The organism is Sphingobacterium sp. B16(2022) (assembly GCF_012030425.1).
Classification (GTDB): domain Bacteria; phylum Bacteroidota; class Bacteroidia; order Sphingobacteriales; family Sphingobacteriaceae; genus Sphingobacterium; species Sphingobacterium anhuiense.
The window spans coordinates 202,330-220,728 of record NZ_JAAUVN010000006.1 but is presented as its reverse complement, the minus strand read 5'-3'; the positions used below and the strand labels follow the sequence as shown (position 1 = coordinate 220,728).

Annotated in this window: 14 protein-coding genes; 10 read left to right on the top strand and 4 right to left on the bottom strand. The window is 37.0% G+C overall.

All coding sequences use genetic code 11. The features are described 5' to 3' along the window. Positions 1-6 precede the first annotated feature (6 nt). A complete protein-coding gene (locus HCX49_RS23270; RefSeq protein WP_168128275.1) occupies positions 7-1,185 on the bottom strand; it encodes an ROK family protein in 1,179 nt (392 codons plus the stop codon). Positions 1,186-1,554: 369 nt separating this feature from the next. On the opposite strand from HCX49_RS23270, the gene HCX49_RS23265 reads away from it, so the two are divergent. The 4 genes from HCX49_RS23265 to HCX49_RS23250 all read left to right on the top strand — a co-directional run bounded on the left by HCX49_RS23265 (position 1,555) and on the right by HCX49_RS23250 (position 6,710). Further along, a complete protein-coding gene (locus HCX49_RS23265; RefSeq protein ID WP_168128274.1) occupies positions 1,555-2,769 on the top strand; it encodes an acyltransferase family protein in 1,215 nt (404 codons plus the stop codon). Between the two features lie 230 nt (positions 2,770-2,999). Then, positions 3,000-3,278 carry a 30S ribosomal protein S15 gene (gene rpsO, locus HCX49_RS23260; protein ID WP_021191167.1) on the top strand — a complete coding sequence of 93 codons (279 nt, stop codon included), beginning with the start codon at positions 3,000-3,002 and terminating at the stop codon, positions 3,276-3,278. A gap of 260 nt (positions 3,279-3,538) precedes the next feature. Then, complete coding sequence (pnp, locus tag HCX49_RS23255) at positions 3,539-5,698, top strand: polyribonucleotide nucleotidyltransferase (protein ID WP_168128273.1); 2,160 nt, start codon at positions 3,539-3,541, stop codon at positions 5,696-5,698. Between the two features lie 85 nt (positions 5,699-5,783). Then, entirely contained in the window at positions 5,784-6,710 is a 927-nt protein-coding gene (locus HCX49_RS23250) for a hypothetical protein (protein ID WP_168128272.1), read from the top strand. A 60-nt stretch (positions 6,711-6,770) separates the two neighbouring features. On the opposite strand, the gene HCX49_RS23245 is transcribed toward HCX49_RS23250, so the two are convergent. Beyond that, positions 6,771-7,097 (bottom strand): DUF493 domain-containing protein, encoded by a 327-nt coding sequence (locus HCX49_RS23245; RefSeq protein ID WP_168128271.1) that lies wholly within the window; start codon positions 7,095-7,097, stop codon positions 6,771-6,773. Positions 7,098-7,165: 68 nt separating this feature from the next. Then, entirely contained in the window at positions 7,166-9,448 is a 2,283-nt protein-coding gene (locus HCX49_RS23240; RefSeq protein ID WP_168128270.1) for a GH92 family glycosyl hydrolase, read from the bottom strand. Between the two features lie 149 nt (positions 9,449-9,597). Between HCX49_RS23240 and HCX49_RS23235 the strand changes: the two genes are divergently transcribed. Beyond that, entirely contained in the window at positions 9,598-10,602 is a 1,005-nt protein-coding gene (locus HCX49_RS23235) for a LacI family DNA-binding transcriptional regulator (protein ID WP_132843804.1), read from the top strand. Here HCX49_RS23235 and HCX49_RS23230 read toward each other — a convergent pair. Further along, positions 10,586-11,071: a methionine-R-sulfoxide reductase gene (locus tag HCX49_RS23230; RefSeq protein WP_168128269.1), complete on the bottom strand. Its 486-nt coding sequence runs from the start codon at positions 11,069-11,071 to the stop codon at positions 10,586-10,588. The genes HCX49_RS23235 and HCX49_RS23230 overlap by 17 nt on opposite strands. A gap of 345 nt (positions 11,072-11,416) precedes the next feature. Here HCX49_RS23230 and HCX49_RS23225 point away from each other — a divergent pair, with 345 nt between their 5' ends. The 5 genes from HCX49_RS23225 to HCX49_RS23205 are packed head-to-tail and all read left to right on the top strand — an operon-like array spanning position 11,417 to position 18,392. Beyond that, complete coding sequence (locus tag HCX49_RS23225; RefSeq protein ID WP_132843801.1) at positions 11,417-12,679, top strand: c-type cytochrome; 1,263 nt, start codon at positions 11,417-11,419, stop codon at positions 12,677-12,679. Positions 12,680-12,717: 38 nt separating this feature from the next. Then, complete coding sequence (locus HCX49_RS23220) at positions 12,718-15,723, top strand: TAT-variant-translocated molybdopterin oxidoreductase (protein WP_168128268.1); 3,006 nt, start codon at positions 12,718-12,720, stop codon at positions 15,721-15,723. Positions 15,724-15,752: 29 nt separating this feature from the next. After that, the gene (nrfD, locus tag HCX49_RS23215; protein WP_021189355.1) at positions 15,753-17,228 is read left to right on the top strand and encodes an NrfD/PsrC family molybdoenzyme membrane anchor subunit; all 1,476 of its coding nucleotides are present in this window, start codon (positions 15,753-15,755) and stop codon (positions 17,226-17,228) included. Positions 17,229-17,233: 5 nt separating this feature from the next. Then, on the top strand, positions 17,234-17,770 hold the full coding sequence (locus HCX49_RS23210) for a DUF3341 domain-containing protein (RefSeq protein WP_021189356.1): 537 nt from the start codon (positions 17,234-17,236) through the stop codon (positions 17,768-17,770). Continuing rightward, on the top strand, positions 17,754-18,392 hold the full coding sequence (locus tag HCX49_RS23205) for a c-type cytochrome (protein WP_380918722.1): 639 nt from the start codon (positions 17,754-17,756) through the stop codon (positions 18,390-18,392). The genes HCX49_RS23210 and HCX49_RS23205 overlap by 17 nt, the downstream gene beginning before the upstream one ends. Positions 18,393-18,399: the final 7 nt, after the last annotated feature.

Here is an 18,399-nt window from a genome sequence, read left to right as displayed (position 1 = left end):
AGCTAATTAGTTTGTAGTTATAAGGGTTTGTAATGTGTTTTCTATAATAAAGGCAACAGTCCCAATACTTTGTGCCTGTTTATTTGTTTCTGATATTTTTAATTGTGTTGTGCTGGCCAATCTAGGTATGCAAAATTCATTTACTGCAGTCTGAATCTGAGGCATGAGTATGGCGCCGGCTTTGGCTCCCCGGCCACTGATGATGATGACTTCGGGGTTGAGGATATGAATTAATGTAGCAATGCCTTTTCCTAACATATAGCCAATTTTTCCAAGACTGGCAATAGCAAGCTGATCACCCTGTAATGCATTCTCCAGTAAAGCATCTCCTTGTGCTAATAGGTTATTATACTGCTCGGATTCTAAACTCGATTTTTCTCCGGCCTTTAAAGCATTCTGTACATCTTTTACTGCAGCGCTTAACGATGCCTCTACTTCTAAACATCCTTTTTTTCCACAGGAACACAGGGTGTTGCTATGGCTTAGTGGTATATGGCTAAATTCTCCTGCATAACCACTCGATCCTTTAAATATTTGACCGTTTACGATCATGCCTAATCCGACCCCCCAATTTAAATTGATGACTAACGCATTTGTTGTCTTTTGTGCAGCGCCAAATTTTTGTTCGGCAAAAGCAATGCAGGTGGAGTCGTTTTCAATAATCGTCGGAATTTTAAAATGATCAGTGATGTGTTTTTTAATGTGGTGTAGGTTACATTTTTTATCGTACGAATCATTAACGCCTTTTTGTGTGTTTACAAATCCGGGCATACTGACACCAGCCGCAATAAAATTGGCTAGTGGAATCTGTGACTGAGTAATTAGCTGATCAGCATAACTGATGATGTTTTGGAGTGCTTCTGACTCGCAAGAAAGGGGATTATATTGATCAGTAATCTGTTCAATTATTTTGTTTTCGAGATTATAAATGTAAATCGATGTATAATATTGATCAAGCGCAATAACTAACATATAGTGAGAAAGGCTATTGTTTAGCTTGAATTGAATAGCGCGTCTTCCTCCCGTTGATGTCGCAAAACCATTACCCTCAATGAGTTTCATTTCCAGTAAGGAATTTATTGATTTGGTAATAACCGGAATACTTTTATTAAAAGTTTTACTTAGCTGTGCAATTGATTGTGATTCCTGAAAGTAAAGTGCTTTTAAGATTTGGCTGTTCATCATTAATAATCTCCGTATTGTCGTATTGAAGGGGTAAAGAAAGCAAATTTCTTTGTAAAATCCATGACTTTATAATATTTATTAATAAGTATAAGGGTCTTTGTCTTGTTTTATTAATAATTGGCAGTTTAATTTGATTTATTTTTCAAAAGTTTTTTGGAATGTAACAGACGTAAAAAGCTCGCGGATCCTTTTACAGTTGTTATGCATACTTTATTGCTTCTACTTTCTTATGTTTTTGTTTGAGGTGATGATGGATAATATTGATTTCTATTTAAAAAACAAAAATCCGTGTTTATGCCATTTTAAATTAAATTGCGCTTAAAAGTGAATAGTAAAATTGTTATTTTTATGCCTTAAACAAACTATTTTATGAAACAGCGTTATTATTCACTTGACGTATTCCGAGGAGCTACAGTTGCTCTGATGATTATGGTCAATAACCCTGGAACATGGGCTCATATGTTCGCACCATTAAAACATGCCGGTTGGCATGGCTGTTCCCCAACGGATCTTGTTTTTCCTTTTTTTCTATTTGCAGTTGGTAATGCCATGTCTTTTGTTATTCCTCGACTTCAGGAAGCTGGAGATGCTGTATTCTGGAAGAAAGTTATCAAAAGAACGGTTTTGATTTTTGCTATTGGTTTATTCCTTAACTGGGCTCCGTTTGTGCAGTGGGACGTTGATACACTTGGATTGAAACATTGGGTAAATCCAAATAATCCTGAAAAGGGCATCCGGATATTAGGTGTACTTCAGCGCATTGCTTTGGCGTATTGTTTTGCTTCTATTCTGGCTTATTACTTTAAAGAGAAGGCGTTAATCTGGATTTCTGCTGTTATCTTATTGGCTTATTGGGCTATTTGTGCTTTTGCTGGACAGGCAGGAGATCCTTATAGCCTTGCAGGTTGGTTTGGAACTCCGATTGATATACAGCTATTGGGAGTAGCTCATATTTATAAAGGAGAAGGGGTACCTTTTGATCCTGAAGGCCTGATGAGTACATTACCGACTATTGTGCAAGTCGTTTTCGGTTATCTTGCCGGTGCTTATATCAAGAAGCAAGGACAGGTAGATTGGTTATGGTCTAAGGTTCCCGAAAGTAAAGAGCCTCATTTCAAATTACTTTCTGGGTTATTTGTAACGGGGTTTATTCTGGTGGTTTTAGCATGGATCTGGTCATTAGGTTTTCCGATCAACAAAAAAATATGGACAAGTTCCTATGTGCTGTACACAACGGGATTAGGAATTATGACCATCGGCGGAATGATCTGGTTTGTTGAAGTGCAAGGTGTGAAAAATAGTCTGACTAAATTTTTTGATGTGTTTGGCAAAAATCCGCTTTTTATCTTTGTACTAAGTGGTGTTTTACCGCGATTGGTAGGGTTGATCCGTATTCCGGATGGGGTAGGAGATGATGGAACTGCTTTATATACCAATGCATTTACCTGGTTTTATACAACAATCTGCAAACCATTACCTGGTCCACCAGAGGTAGGTTCTTTCTTTTACTCGTTATGCTTTTTGGCCTTGATGTGGGGTATATGCTATTACTTGGATAAAAAGAAAATCTATGTGAAAGTTTAAGGCATTCCTTATTAATGCAGAGCGAATTTTAAGTTTATTGTTGTCAGGTATTTTGTCCCTCAATTGATTTAAACTTTATGTAAATTACTAGGTACCCATTAAGGTGGTACTTTAATACTACAGCGTTACTACTTAAACTTTAATCTTCATTTTCTTTGCAGATTAAAGTTTAAGTGCTACCTTTGCAGTCAATTAACAAAAATTTTTAACGCTTTAATATTATTTCAGAGATGTATTTAAGTAAAGAGTACAAAGCAGATATCTTCGCGGAATTTGCAGGTTCGGCAACGAACACAGGTTCTACAGAAGGACAAGTAGCTTTATTCACTAAGAGAATTGCTCACTTAACTGAGCATTTGAAAAAAAACAGAAAAGATTTTAACACACAACGTGCCCTACAAATGTTAGTAGGTAAACGTCGTTCATTATTAGCTTACCTGTACAAAACTGACATCAACCGTTACCGTGCGATCATTAAAGGTCTAGGTTTACGTGATATCATCAAATAAGCTTTTAGTTATAAAAACTTTAGAAAGCCGTCTCTTTGGAGATGGCTTTTTTTGTTACCGATTTTTGATATGATGATTTTATGCTTCTTTTATTATAAAACCATCTTCAATGTTTAAGGGGCACATGATAATTACTGTCATAAATGCAACTTACGTCAGTTTGATTATAAATATTTTACCTTATCTTTGCGATGAAATTAAAATATTTTTAATATAGGTATGCTGCCAAAAGATGAAAAGCATATCGCAAATAACAACGAATGAGTTATAACGAAATCAAAACAGTAATAGATATGGGCAATGGCTCCCAGATCGAACTTTCTACTGGTAAATTGGCTAAACAGGCTGATGGTGCAGTAGTTTTAAAACAAGGTGATACGATGCTTCTAGCAACAGTCGTTTCTGCTAAAGAAGCGAAATCTGGAGTTGACTTTTTGCCTTTGTCAGTAGATTACCAAGAAAAATACGCGGCTACAGGTCGTATTCCTGGTGGTTTCTTGCGTCGTGAGGCACGTTTATCAGATTATGAGATCCTAATCTCACGTTTGGTCGATAGAGCTTTACGTCCTTTATTCCCTGAGAACTATCATGCAGATACACAAGTGATGATCTCTTTGATCTCTGCAGATAAAGATATTATGCCGGATGCATTAGCTGGTTTAGCAGCTTCTGCTGCTATTGCGGTTTCTGATATTCCTTTCAATGGACCTATTTCTGAGGTTCGCGTTGCGAAAATAGATGGTCAATTGGTCATCAATCCAAAAATGTCTGAATTAGAAAGAGCAACTTTAGAATTTATCGTAGCTGGTTCTGCTCAAGATATAGGTATGGTTGAAGGTGAGTGTAGTGAAATTTCTGAGACTGAAATGGTAGAAGCGATTGCTTTTGCGCATGAGGCGATCAAAAAACAAGTTGCTGCTCAAGTTGAATTAGCAAATTTAGTAGGTAAAAATGTAAAACGTGAGTATAACCATGAGCCAACTAATGAGACGTTGAGAGCTGAAATTTTCAGCGCGACTTATGATAAAGTATATGCTGTAGCAGCTTCTGCTTCTGCAAAGCATGACCGTTCTGAAGCTTTCGCAAAGATTGCTGAAGAATTCAGAGCAACACTTCCAGAAGAATTGGATGAGGATACGAAGTTCTTATTCAAAAAATATTTCCATGATGTGCAGTATGATGCTGTTCGTAATCTAGTATTGGATGAAGGAAAGCGTCTTGACGGTCGTGATGTACGTACTGTACGTCCTATCTGGTCGGAAGTAAATTATTTACCTGCAGCTCACGGTTCAGCTGTATTTACACGTGGTGAAACGCAATCATTAACTTCTGTTACTTTAGGTGCTAAAGATGCAGAGCAAATGATCGATGGTGCATTCATCAACGGTTATAACAAATTTATCCTTCACTACAATTTCCCTGCATTCTCTACAGGTGAGGCTAGACCAAATAGAGGTCCAGGTCGTCGTGAAGTAGGTCACGGTAATTTAGCATTACGCTCATTGAGACAAGTATTGCCTCCAGTAGCTGAAAATCCTTATACAATCCGTGTTGTTTCTGATATCTTAGAATCTAACGGTTCTTCATCAATGGCAACTGTTTGTGCTGGTACATTAGCATTATTAGATGCGGGTATTAAATTGAAAGCTCCAGTTTCTGGTATCGCGATGGGTTTAATCTCGGATGAGAAAACGGGTAAATATGCAATTCTTTCTGATATCTTAGGTGATGAAGATCATTTAGGTGATATGGACTTTAAAGTAACGGGTACTGAAAAAGGTATTGTTGCTTGTCAAATGGACTTAAAGATCAATGGATTGAAATGGGAAGTTTTGACACAAGCTTTGGATCAAGCGAAAGAGGCTCGTCTTCATATCTTAGGTGAAATGAAGAAAACAATTTCTGAGCCACGTGAAGATTACAAACCTCATGCTCCTCGTATTGTTCAGATCATCATCGATAAAGAATTTATTGGTGCTATCATCGGTCCAGGTGGTAAAATTATCCAAGAAATGCAACGTGAAACAGGTGCTACTATTTCTATTGAAGAAGTAGATGGTAAAGGTATCGTTCAGATCTTTGCGGACAATAAAGCTGCTATTGATGATGCAAGTACACGTATTAAAAATATCGCTGCTAAACCTGAGGTAGGTGCTACTTACGAAGGTAAAGTGAAGTCTATTATGCCTTTTGGTGCTTTCGTTGAAATCATGCCAGGAAAAGATGGTTTATTACACATCTCTGAGATTGATTGGAAACGTTTTGAAACGATGGATGGTATCTTTACTGAAGGTGATAAAGTAACGGTTAAATTATTGGATATCGACAAACAAGGTAAATTGAAACTTTCTCGTAAAGCTTTATTACCTCGTCCTCCTCGTGAAGATAAACCTGCTGCTGATGCAGCTCCACAAGCATAAGTTTTAAAACTTAATCATATAAAAAAAGCTCACTGAAAAGTGAGCTTTTTTTATATGATTAAATATTTCTGCATCTTACTACTGTATGGCTAAATTTAAAACTACAATTGTAATAATCGGTTTTTTCTTTTGTTGGGTTGCAACTTGCAAGGGGCAAAATCTTATGAAAGATAATTTAAGATCTCTGTCTTTGATTTTACAAAAAGAAATCAATAAGAAAGGGATTAAATTATCTCAACCTATTACCACATTTAGCAAAATAGAAAATCAAATTAGCTGGTCTAGCGACTCGGTCATTATGAGAAAATTTGATTCAGATATTCGAAATGAAGTAGCAATTCAAGATTCTTTTTTGTATGAAATTAGAAATTTTTATGATGCTGAGGAAAACCAAATGTTGATTGATGTTTATAAGGGGTATGGGAAAATTAATGAAACCTTATTTATTAATTTAGGAGTCAATGCCATATTTAAGGGTGGAATGAAAAGTTATTTAGATAAATTTTCTCAGCATCTATCTCCATCCTATTTTGAGAGTCATTCATTAAAAGACACTTTGATAATCGCAATGGGAAATGTAAAAGATTCATTATTGGGGATTTATGGCAATAATGAATCTTTGGTAGATGAGACAAATAAATTTTGGAAAAAATATCAAATTAGTCATCGACCTGCTATTTATTATGGTAAACCTATTTTTAATACTTATTCTTTTGAGATTAAAAGTAATGGTGGAAATTATGAGGTTGACTGTGTTGAATATGAAGAATATTTATTTGCGACTTATGCTGATAACTCTTTATATATGATCAAGGGGATGCACACAGGTAAAGCTGATGAATGGAGTTTTGTTTACGATCGAAAATCAACTTGGTGTCAATTTCTTGGACGAAAGGATGTACAACGTGTGATTGCACATTATGGGAAAAAAAATATAAATAGACTTTTGAAAATCTTATTTGAAAGTAAAAATCTAAGTAGAACTTACTCTGTTATTTTATTGAAAAAATAATTGGATAACTCTGCCGTCATAAAAAAACAGGCTGTCTATTTGACAGCCTGTGTTCATTTGTTATAACATGATAACGGATTCTATTTTAGATACTTCTTTGTAATAATCAATTACTTCATCGGCATTATTGACAAAAGTCTCTACGGTGATGGACTTGTATTTACCACCTGATGATTCTTTTTCCGCGTATTTGGTGCTTGCATGCGTAAACACTTGTTTTACTTGCTCTATTTTGTCCAAATCGGCTTTTACAATGAATTTGAATTTGTACAAGGATGGAAATTGTTCTACAGCAATCAATTTTTCTTTGAAATTTGTATAGAAATCTTGCTGATTATTTCCGTCTTCAATATCTTGAATATTGATGTTGTTGTTTAATTCTGACATTTTTAATCTCCTTTTGTTGATTATTATCAAAAGCTATTCCATAAATAGTGGCCTGACAGACTTGCAGATTAGTTGTCGACTGCAATAGGTCTATCCTGTGATGCTTTACCCCAATTTTTGTTTGGTGTACTGCTCATTTCAATTTCGATCGTACCTCCTTTTAGAACCTCATCATATGTGATGAATGATTTCGAGTACGATAGACCATTGCGTTTGATGCTTTTTATATAGCTGTTTTTCTTAGCTTGATTTTTAACCTGTATCGTTAACTGTTTATCATTTGGAAGGGTAATGGTTGCTTTTTCCATCATCGGTGATCCGAAAACATAAACACCGCTGATTGGATTTAATGGATACATACCCATTGCTGAAAACACATACCAGGCACTCATCTGTCCAGCATCGTCATTACCACACAAACCATTAGGTTTGCTTGTATAAAATTCCATCATGGCTTTACGGGCAAGTGCAGAACCTTTCCAAGCTTCTCCTGCATATGCATACAGGTAAGGGACATGGTGATTGGGTTCATTGCCTTGAGCATATTGACCGATAAGACCAGTAATATCATTTGAAGCTTCTCCACCCAGATCGGAAGACATTGTTGTGAACTCGTCAAGTTTTTTTAAGAAGTTTTTATCGCCTCCAAAAAGATTGATTAGGCCTTTTACATCTTGAGGAACTAACCAGGTGTATTGCCATGCATTACCCTCACAGTAATCGTTTTCACGGTGTTTAGCCATCAATGCGTTGAATGGTCTTCTAAACTCACCGTTAGCTTTTCTTCCCACAAAATGTCCTACTTCTTTATCAAAATATTGCTCATAAAGCTTATATCTCTTCTCAAAATATGCAGCATCTTCTGTTTTCCCTAATTTCACCGCCATTTTGTAAGCACTATAATCTGCAATAGCATATTCTAATGCCCAAGCTACAGATTCATGATCCATGCTGTCAATTGGAATATAAGTTAAGTCACGTACGAATTTTAAGCCGTTTTCATAACCCATTGCGGTGGTTTTTACTGCTTCCCATGCCAATTCGTAATCCTTCTCATCTAAAATCCCTTTGATAACTGCATCAGCTACTACTGGTATTGCCGGTAATCCAACCATAGTATTGGTCTCATTACCTTGTAAATGCCATACCGGTAATTTTCCCTGTTGCTGATAAATCGCCAGCATGGTTTTAATAAAATCCTGATTGATCTTACGATCCTCCAGTAAATTCATTAAAGGGTGAAGTCCACGGTAGGTATCCCATAAAGAGAATACGGTATGGTTGGTAAAATCCTGTTTTTCGTACACTTGTTTGTCTGTACCTAGATAATCACCATTTGCATCATTAAAGATGGTCGGTGCAAAATAGGTATGATACAATGCGGTATAAAAAATGGTTTTGGTATCTGCATCTCCTTCAAATTGAATTTTATTTAAAGTGCTGTTCCATTTGTCATTTGCCTGTTTCTTCGCATCGGCAAAATTCCAGTTCGGCATTTCCACCTGTATGTTTTCTAAAGCATTTGTCGTACTTACAGATGAAAGACCAACCTTCACTTCAATGGTTTTATTTTTTACAGCATCAAAAAATAAAGCAGCTTTAATAGCTTGACCTTTTACGGTAGAAGAACCTAATTTTTGACTGTTCTCCTCATAGAACTGCACTTTTTGGATAGGAACAGATGTTTTTAACGCAAAATATACTTTTTGGTCACTTGCCCATCCTGAAGAAAAGCGGTATCCGACAAATGTGCTGTCATTGATTTGCTTAATGTACGAGTCTGTTGTTTTATCCCAGTTCATCTTAAAAGAAAGGTCGATGAATAAGTGGGCATTGTCCGATTTATTATAGACATACTGATGATAGCCAACACGCTCAGTTGCTGTTAGATTTGCCTGAACTTGGTAATCGTCTAATAGAACACTGTAAAATCCAGGCTGGGCTATTTCATTTTCTTTTTTAAAGCTAGATCCATAGCCGGTACCCATCTTGTTAAACTCTGCAGGTTTTAACTGTACTTTACCGTTTGCAGGTACAATCATAATATCATTAAGATCGCCAATACCGGTACCACTAAGATGTGTATGGGTAAAACCTAGAATTTCTTTGCTTTTATAATTGTAACCACTGCACCAGTCCCAGCCATTAAACTGATCCCAGGTCTGTGCAATCTGAGATGGACCTAATTGTACAGCTCCTAATGGCACATTGGCACCGACAAATACGTGTCCATGATCTTCGGAACCGATAAAAGGGTTCACATATTGAGTCAAATTTTGTTGAGCCATTGAACTTAATGGCGATAATGCAAGAATACTTAATAAAATTTTATTGTAATTCAATTGAATCATAATTAATTAGTTTGATCTTATTTAGGGGTGAAATATAGCATTTTTTTTGCTTAATAAATCCTTTTAGCTTAAATATTTTTACAATATATGGCGTTATTACTTTATTTTTTTTTAGATTAGTAACTCATATTATAAACACACTATACTTAATGAAGAAGAGAATTTTGATCAGTGATATAGCAAAGGCTTTAGGGGTTTCGGTTACTACGGTATCTTTTATATTGAATGACAAAGCCAAGGAGAAGCGTATAAGTGAGTCATTGACAAAGCGAGTTCTTGATTATGTTAAAAAAGTCGGCTATAAACCTAATGAACTTGCTAAAAGTTTACGTACAGGTAAAACGAAAATTATCGGTCTCATCATTGAAGATATTTCAAATCCATTCTTTGGTAATATCGCGCGTTTGATTGAAACTAAAGTTTATGAGCAAGGGTATCGGATTATCTATTGTAGCACCAATAATGATAGCGAGAAGACCAAAGAACTGATCGGTATGTTCAATGATCGACAGGTTGATGGTTTCATCATTACACCTTCCGAAGGAATTGAGGAGACAATTTCTAATTTGATTCAATCTAATGTACCTGTTGTTTTATTTGACCGCTATTTGCCGGATGTGGAAACAGATTATGTTATTGCTGATAATTTTCAAGGCGCCTTTGATGCTACCGTTCATTTTAATGAGCAGGGCTATAAACGAATTGGTCTAGTCTCGTTATACTCTGATCAGACCCAAATGCGGGATCGCCTAGATGGCTACATGAAAGGTATGGATCAATTTAAGAAGCAGGTATACATCAAGAAAATACAACTGGACGCATCAGAAGCAGAGGCAATAGATGACTTACATGAGTTTGTTGTAGATAACCGCCTGGATGCTGTTTTATTTGCAACTAATTATTTGGCAATTACAGGACTTAAGTCTGGGAAGAAACATAATTATAAATTACCGGCACTCATTGCATTTGATGATCATACGGTATTTAAATTGCACGAACCTGCCATCACTGTTGTTTCGCAACCTATTGAAGAAATTGCGGATCACATTATCAATATTTTATTGCTAAAATTGCAGGGTAAAGCCAAATCTATTAAACATCTGACACTACCCTGCGAATTGAAAATACGTGAATCTTCTATTTTGAAGCAATAGTATCTGCTACAAATACCATAGAAATGGAGTTGACACAATGACGTGTGTTTTTATCGGTCAATCTTTCGCCGATGAAAACATGCCCGAGGTGTGCTCCGCATGCGTTACACAGAATTTCTGTTCTTCTTCCATCTGCATCTGTTTCTTTTCGTATGGCCCCTTTGATTTCATCATCAAAACTAGGCCAGCCACAATGCGAATCAAATTTATCTTCCGAACGATAAAGTGCCGCGTTGCATCTTTTGCAAACGTAAGTTCCTTTTGTTTTATTATCCAGTAGGGTGCCCGTGTAGGGACGCTCCGTTCCTTTGTGAACAATAACATGTTCCTCTTCTGGCGTTAATTTGTTATATTTTGTTGAATCTTCCATTGTCTTAAAGATTGATGTTTGTTTTGGAGCTTGATGCGTCTGTGCATTACAGGAGGTTATTAAAAAAATCAAGCCATATAAAAATACTAATTTTTTCATGATAACTGCATATCCGTAAAGTTACAATTCTCTAATCAATTCTTTGTCAGCATACTGTTATCAAGAAACACTTTCGGGCAGTTTTGAATTTTTTTATGTCCTATTGATGTCTTAAATTTGAGGCTTATCAATTTCCGCCTTGAAGTACAAGAGGTGGTTTAAATCTGCATTAAATAGTCATTTTAAAATAATTTAGAACGATTATAAATTGATAAATAACGTCACAAAATTGTCAGGGATTTATTAATAAGTTATACTTTTGTGGCATTACTAGGCAGAGTGTGCTCTGTTTAGAATGGTGTTTAAATTTTTATATTCACAAATAAATAGTATAAAGTGTTAAATATGAGAAATATCTCATCCGTTTTGGGAAAACTTGCGAGGATAGCGTCAATGAGTTTGGTGCTGTTGTTTGCCGTTACGACGCTGCATGCGCAAGATGTCAAGGAAGGTGAAAAAATCTTCAAAGCAAAGTGTACGAGCTGTCACAAAGTTGATAGAAAAGTTGTTGGTCCTGCCTTAAAAGGTATTACCGAAACTAAGTCTGAAGAGTGGTTGATTAAATGGATTAAAAACTCTCAAGCTTTAATTGCTTCCGGTGATGCCGATGCAATTGCAATTTTTGAGGAGTACAATAAATCTGTGATGACTTCTTTTACAGATTTATCAGATGATAATATTAAGTCGGTATTGGCTTATATTAAAGCTGAGTCTGTTGAAAAACCTAAAGGTGAATTGCCTCCAGGTGAAACTGCGAAAGATGACAATGCTAACTTGTTTATGATCTTCGGATTAATAGGTGTAGTTGTTTTGGCAATTGTTGTTATCGTTGTTTTAAACCGTGTCATCCGTACTTTAGAGAAGGTTATCGCAACAAATCAAGCTGCTGTTGAAGCAGAAGAGGAGCCTCAAACGAGTTCTAAATTCCTTGCTTTTGCTAAAGCTTTTGTTAAGAACAAGAAATTAGTCGGATTTGCCGTATTAATGCTTGTTGCTTTATTGGCTGTTGGTGGTTGGAAAACCATGTGGAACGTAGGTGTTCACACAGGTTATCAGCCGGTTCAACCGATTAAATTCTCGCACCAATTACACGCAGGTGTAAACAAAATTGAGTGTCAATATTGTCACGGTGGTGCTTTTAAATCTAAAAATGCATCTATTCCTTCTGCAAATGTTTGTATGAACTGTCACAATACGATTACTGGTTCTGAGCATTATGATGGTGAAATTTCACCTGAGATTGCAAAAATCTACCGCGCATTGGACTTTAATCCAGAGACTCGTACTTACGGAAACAATCCTAAGCCGATTCAATGGGTTCGTATTCACAACTTGCCAGATTTTGCTTATTTTAACCACTCACAACACGTTACAGTAGCAGGAGTAGAGTGTCAGACTTGTCACGGACCTATTGAAACAATGGAAGAAGTGTACCAATACTCGCCATTAACAATGAAATGGTGTGTGGATTGTCATAAGGCAACAGATGTGAAATCAGATAACAAATACTACGAAGACTTAATCAAAGCGCATGAAAGCATCAAAAAAGGTGAAAAAATGACAGCGGCGATGATCGGTGGTCTTGAGTGTGGTAAATGTCACTATTAATAATTATTCAGAAATACGCAATCTTATATACAGCTTAAATGGATAGCAATAAAAAATATTGGAAAGGTTTGGAAGAATTGAAACAAACACCTGCTTTTGTAGAAAAAAGCAAGGGTGAGTTTGCCGAATCTATTCCTGTAGAAGATGTCTTAAATGAAGCAGGGTTGAGTACAAAAACTCCTCGCCGTGACTTCTTAAAAGCATTAGGTTTTGGTGTTGGGGCTGTTACTTTAGCAGCTTGTAACAGCACTCCTGTGCATAAAGCAGTTCCTTATTTAATTAAACCAGAGGAAATTACTCCAGGTATTCCTAACTTTTATACTTCGACTTTTAACGGTCAGAGTATCTTAGTAAGAACGCGTGAAGGTCGTCCTATTAACGTAGAGGCAAACCCGAACGCAATTGGTTTAAATCAAGGTACAGATTCGGGAACTGCAGCATCAGTTTTAGACTTATATGATGAGTCTAAATTAAAAACAGCCCAAATAAAAGGGCAGGATGTTGAATGGTCTAAATTAGATAGTACTGTTATCGCTGCGTTAAATGCAGCAGCTACTGCTGGAAAACAAATTACTATTGTTGCAAGCACAGTAAATAGTCCTACTACATTGGCTGCAATCGCTAAATTAACGGCGAAGTACCCAACGACTAATTTGGTTCAAGTAGACGCTGTTTCTTATAGCGCTATTATTGAAGCGAATAAAAACTCCTTTGGTAAAGCAGTTGTTCCTTCATACAATTTTGAAAAAGCAAATGTTGTTGTTTCAGTAGCAGCTGATTTCTTAGGAACTTGGTTAGCTGGCGAGGAGCATACACAGCAATATATTAAAAATCGTGATTACAAATCATTGAAAAATGGTAAGATGTCACGTCACATTCAGTTTGAGTCAGGTCTAAGTATGACTGGTTCAAATGCCGATGTGCGTATCGCAATTAAACCTTCGGAAGAAGCAGCTGTTTTAATTTCATTATATAATGCAATTACAGGTTCTTCTTTAGCGGGTGGTATTGCTGCAAAAAGAGCACAAACTGCGGTTACTTTAGCGGCAAAAGAATTGTTAGCAAACAAAGGTGCTGCTGTTGTGGTTGCTGGTTCGAATGATATTAACATTCAAACATTAGCAAATGCGATCAACAGTGCATTAGCTTCATACGGATCGACAATTGATTTAGATAATTTCTCTAAACAACATCAAGGTTCTGACGTTGCGTTTTCACAGTTCTTGACAAACGCAAATGCAGGTCAGGTAGGTGTTGCTTTATTCTTAAACAGTAACCCTGTTTATGATTATTTCAAAGCTGAAGACGTGAAAGCGGCATTGAAGAAAGTTGATTTTACATTATCTTTCTCTCAACGTGCTGATGAAACGGCTTCAGAATTGACTGCTATTGCTCCAACAAATACATTCTTGGAGTCTTGGGGTGATGCTTCTCCAAAAGAAGGTTTATTCTCAATCGTTCAACCGACAATTAATCCTGTATTTAACACACGTCAAGCGGATCAATCTTTATTGGTTTGGGCGGGTGATACAACAGATATCTATTCATTTGTTAAAAACCTTTGGACTTCAACTATTTTAGCTGGAAGTACAAAGAACTGGAATAGCGTTTTGCAAACAGGATTTGAATATAAAGGTGCAAAAACTGCAGCTTCTTATTCATTCGCTGGTAATGTAGAGGCTGCTGCTAGTGCTGCTATCGCAGCTGCTAAAACAGTAGTTGGTGAGTTCGAATTGAAATTGTATGAATCAAGTGCTTTACGTGACGGTAGATATGCAAATAATGCCTACTTACAAGAAGTTCCTGATCCGGTTTCAAAAGTAACTTGGGACAACTATGCTGCTATTAACCCTAAAGATGCTGAGAAATTAGGATTGGGTGAAGATGCAACAGTTACTGTTGAAGCTAATGGTTACAAAGTCGAGTTACCAGTTGTTCAACAACCGGGACAAGCTTTGGGTACTGTTTCAGTAGCCATCGGTTACGGACGTACTAAAGTTGGTAAGGCTGGTAATAATGTAGGTAAAAATGCTTACCCTTTTGCAAGCTTAGTTAATGGTACAATTCAGTTTGTAGCTAAAGCAACTATCGCTAAAGCGAATACGATCTATCAATTAGCGCAAACACAAACACACCACACAATCGAAGGTCGTAACATCATTCGTGAAACTACTTTCGCTAAATATTTAAAAGATCCTAACTCAGAGTCAGGCCGCTTTACAGATAAACACAAAACGTATGATTTGTGGAACAAGTATGAGCAACCAGGTCACAAATGGGTGATGGCAATCGATTTGAATGCATGTACAGGTTGTGGTTCTTGTATCGTTGCTTGTAACGTAGAAAACAATATTCCTGTTGTAGGTCGTGATGAGGTTCGCCGTCGTCGTGAGATGCACTGGTTACGTATTGACCGGTACTACACTATCGAAGAAGATGGTAAAGAATATACAAAAGAAGCGGATATTGAAAAACTGAATAGTTTCGAAAATGTAACCGTTGTTCACCAACCGATGTTATGTCAGCATTGTGCACATGCACCATGTGAGACAGTATGTCCAGTATTAGCTACTGTTCACTCATCAGAAGGTTTGAACCATATGGCTTACAACAGATGTTTCGGAACACGTTACTGTGCGAATAACTGTCCATATAAAGTACGTCGTTTTAACTGGTTTAACTACTGGAATGATTCACGTTTTGACAACTACTTGAATAATGAGTTTACACAATTGGTATTGAATCCAGATGTAACGACACGTTCACGTGGGGTTATGGAGAAATGTTCGATGTGTATCCAACGTATCCAAGCTGGTAAATTACATGCGAAAATGGAGAACCGTAAAGTAAAAGACGGCGATATCCAAATGGCGTGTCAACAAGCATGTTCTGCAAATGCGATTATCTTTGGTGATGCTAATGATCCAGAATCAGAAGTATCTAAAGCATTACGCAATGAGCGTGTTTATTACGTACTTGAGGAAATCAATGTACAGCCGGGTATCGGTTATATGACAAAAGTTAGAAACACTTTTGAGGCGTAATCTTGTTCATTATTTGAAATAAAAATACTATGTCATCGCATAACGAATCAATATTAAGAGAACCATTAATGACCGGTAAGGACATTACGTATGCTAAAATTACGGATGATATCTTACTACCGGTTGAAAATAAACCGAATAAAGCATGGTGGATCGGATTCACTGTAGCCGTATTAGGTGCTTTATTATGGGTAGTCAGCGTTAGTTATACCTTTTGGACAGGTATCGGCGCTTGGGGTCTGAACAAAACTGTAGGCTGGGCTTGGGATATCACCGACTTTGTATGGTGGGTAGGTATCGGTCACGCAGGTACGTTAATTTCGGCCGTATTATTAATTTTCCGCCAGAACTGGCGTAATTCCATCAACCGTTCGGCAGAGGCGATGACGATCTTCGCCGTTATCTGTGCCGCAACGTATGTTGTAGCTCACATGGGACGTCCTTGGTTAGCATACTGGATTTTCCCTTTGCCAAACCAGTTCGGATCTTTATGGGTTAACTTTAACTCACCATTAGTATGGGATGCATTTGCGATCTCTACATACTTCACAGTATCCTTAGTATTCTGGTACTGTGGTTTATTACCGGATATCGCGACTATTCGTGACCGTGCTACTGGTTTAAGACAAAAGATTTATTCTGTTTTGTCTTTCGGTTGGAACGGATCAGTAAAAACTTGGCAACGTTTTGAGATTGTGTCAATTATCTTGGCAGGTATCTCAACTCCATTGGTACTTTCGGTACACACGATTGTATCTTTTGACTTTGCAACTTCTGTTATCCCAGGATGGCATACAACAATTTTCCCTCCATACTTCGTTGCTGGTGCGATCTTCTCAGGTTTTGCAATGGTGCAGACTTTATTGTTGATCTTACGTAAAGTAATGAATTTTGAGAATTATATCACGATGTTCCACATTGAAGCCATGAATAAAATTATCATGACGACAGGTTCTATCGTTGGTATTGCATATTTAACAGAGTTATTCATCGCGATGTATTCACAATCGGAGTATGAAATGTACGCTTTCCAAAACCGTATGTTTGGTCCTTATGCTTGGGCTTACTGGTCAATGATGACTTGTAACGTAATTTCTCCACAATTATTCTGGTTTAAGAAAATCCGTACAAGTATTCCTATTTCATGGATCTTATCAATCGTGGTAAACATCGGTATGTGGTTTGAACGTTTCGTAATTATCGTGACTTCATTACACCGTGATTATTTACCTTCATCTTGGGCTATGTTTTACCCAACTTGGACAGATGTTGGTATTTTCGTTGGATCGATCGGCTTATTCTTTACATTGTTCTTATTGTTCTTACGTTTCTTACCAGGTATCGCGATTGCAGAGGTTAAATTATTGCTGAAAAGCTCTAGTTTACAACAAAAAACGAAATTGGTTAAAGAAGGCGCATTCCCAGCTGAACAAGTGGAATACTTTAGAGATTCTTTAGGTAAATATGATTCGGTAACAGAACAAGAAATTAAAGAGTTAAAATAATAGCAATGGGCAATACAAAATATATATTAGGTAGTTTTGCTGATCCAGATGAAATGATGCATGGGATCGACAAATTGCAGAAAAATAATGTAAGCATCTATGATTGCTTTACTCCAATGCCAATTCACGGTATTGAAGATAAATTGGGCGTTAAACCTTCGCGTTTGCCTATTGCAGCATTTTGCTTTGGAGCATTAGGAACAACATTAGGATTCAGTTTGTTGTACTATACAATGGTACACGACTGGCCAATGAATATCGGCGGTAAACCATCATTCGCTATCCCGAACTTTGTTCCAGTAACATTTGAGGTGACTATTTTAATCTGTGCCTTGGGTATGGTTGCAACTTTCTTTTATCGCAATCATTTATTCCCGGGACGTACACCTCGCGTAATGGATTTAAGAGCTACAGATGATCGTTTCGTTATCGCTATAGATGCTCGTGAGAACACAGACCATGCTTTGATCGATTCTTTATTGAAAGAAGCCGGTGCTGTAGAAGTTAAGTACAATGATAGAAAATATGTTAGTTATGAATAAGAAGAATTTACTAGTTACAGTATGTGCAGCTCTGTCATTGACAGCAGTCGTTTCTTCTTGTGGTGACAAGACTACTCGTAGTACAGGTTGGGAGTTTTCTCGCAACATGTACGATCCGATTGCTTTCAATCCTGATCAACCAAACGAGAATTTTAAAAACAAGCAAACTGCACAAACACCTCCAAAAGGTACAGATCCAATCGGTTTTACCAGATTTGAATATGCTAACACTTTGGAAGATTACGAACGCGCAGGACGTGAAGTTACTAACCCTTTTGAGTTAACACAAGCTAGACTTGAAAAAGGCCAGGCTTTGTTTACTACTTACTGTGCTGTTTGTCACGGACCAGAAGGTAAAGGTGATGGTTCTATTACAAAAGACCGTGAAATTACAGATTCTAGAGGCACACGTAAGCTTGAGAATTTCCCTAATCCACCGTCTTATCATAAAACGGATGCTGCAAATTCTTCTCGTGGCGGTATGATGGCTGATTTGACAGATGGTAAGATTTACCATACGATTTATTACGGTCACAACTCAATGGGATCGCATGCATCGCAGTTGTCTCCTGAAGAACGTTGGGAAGTTGTTATGTACGTTCATGAATTACAAAAGAAATAATCTAACA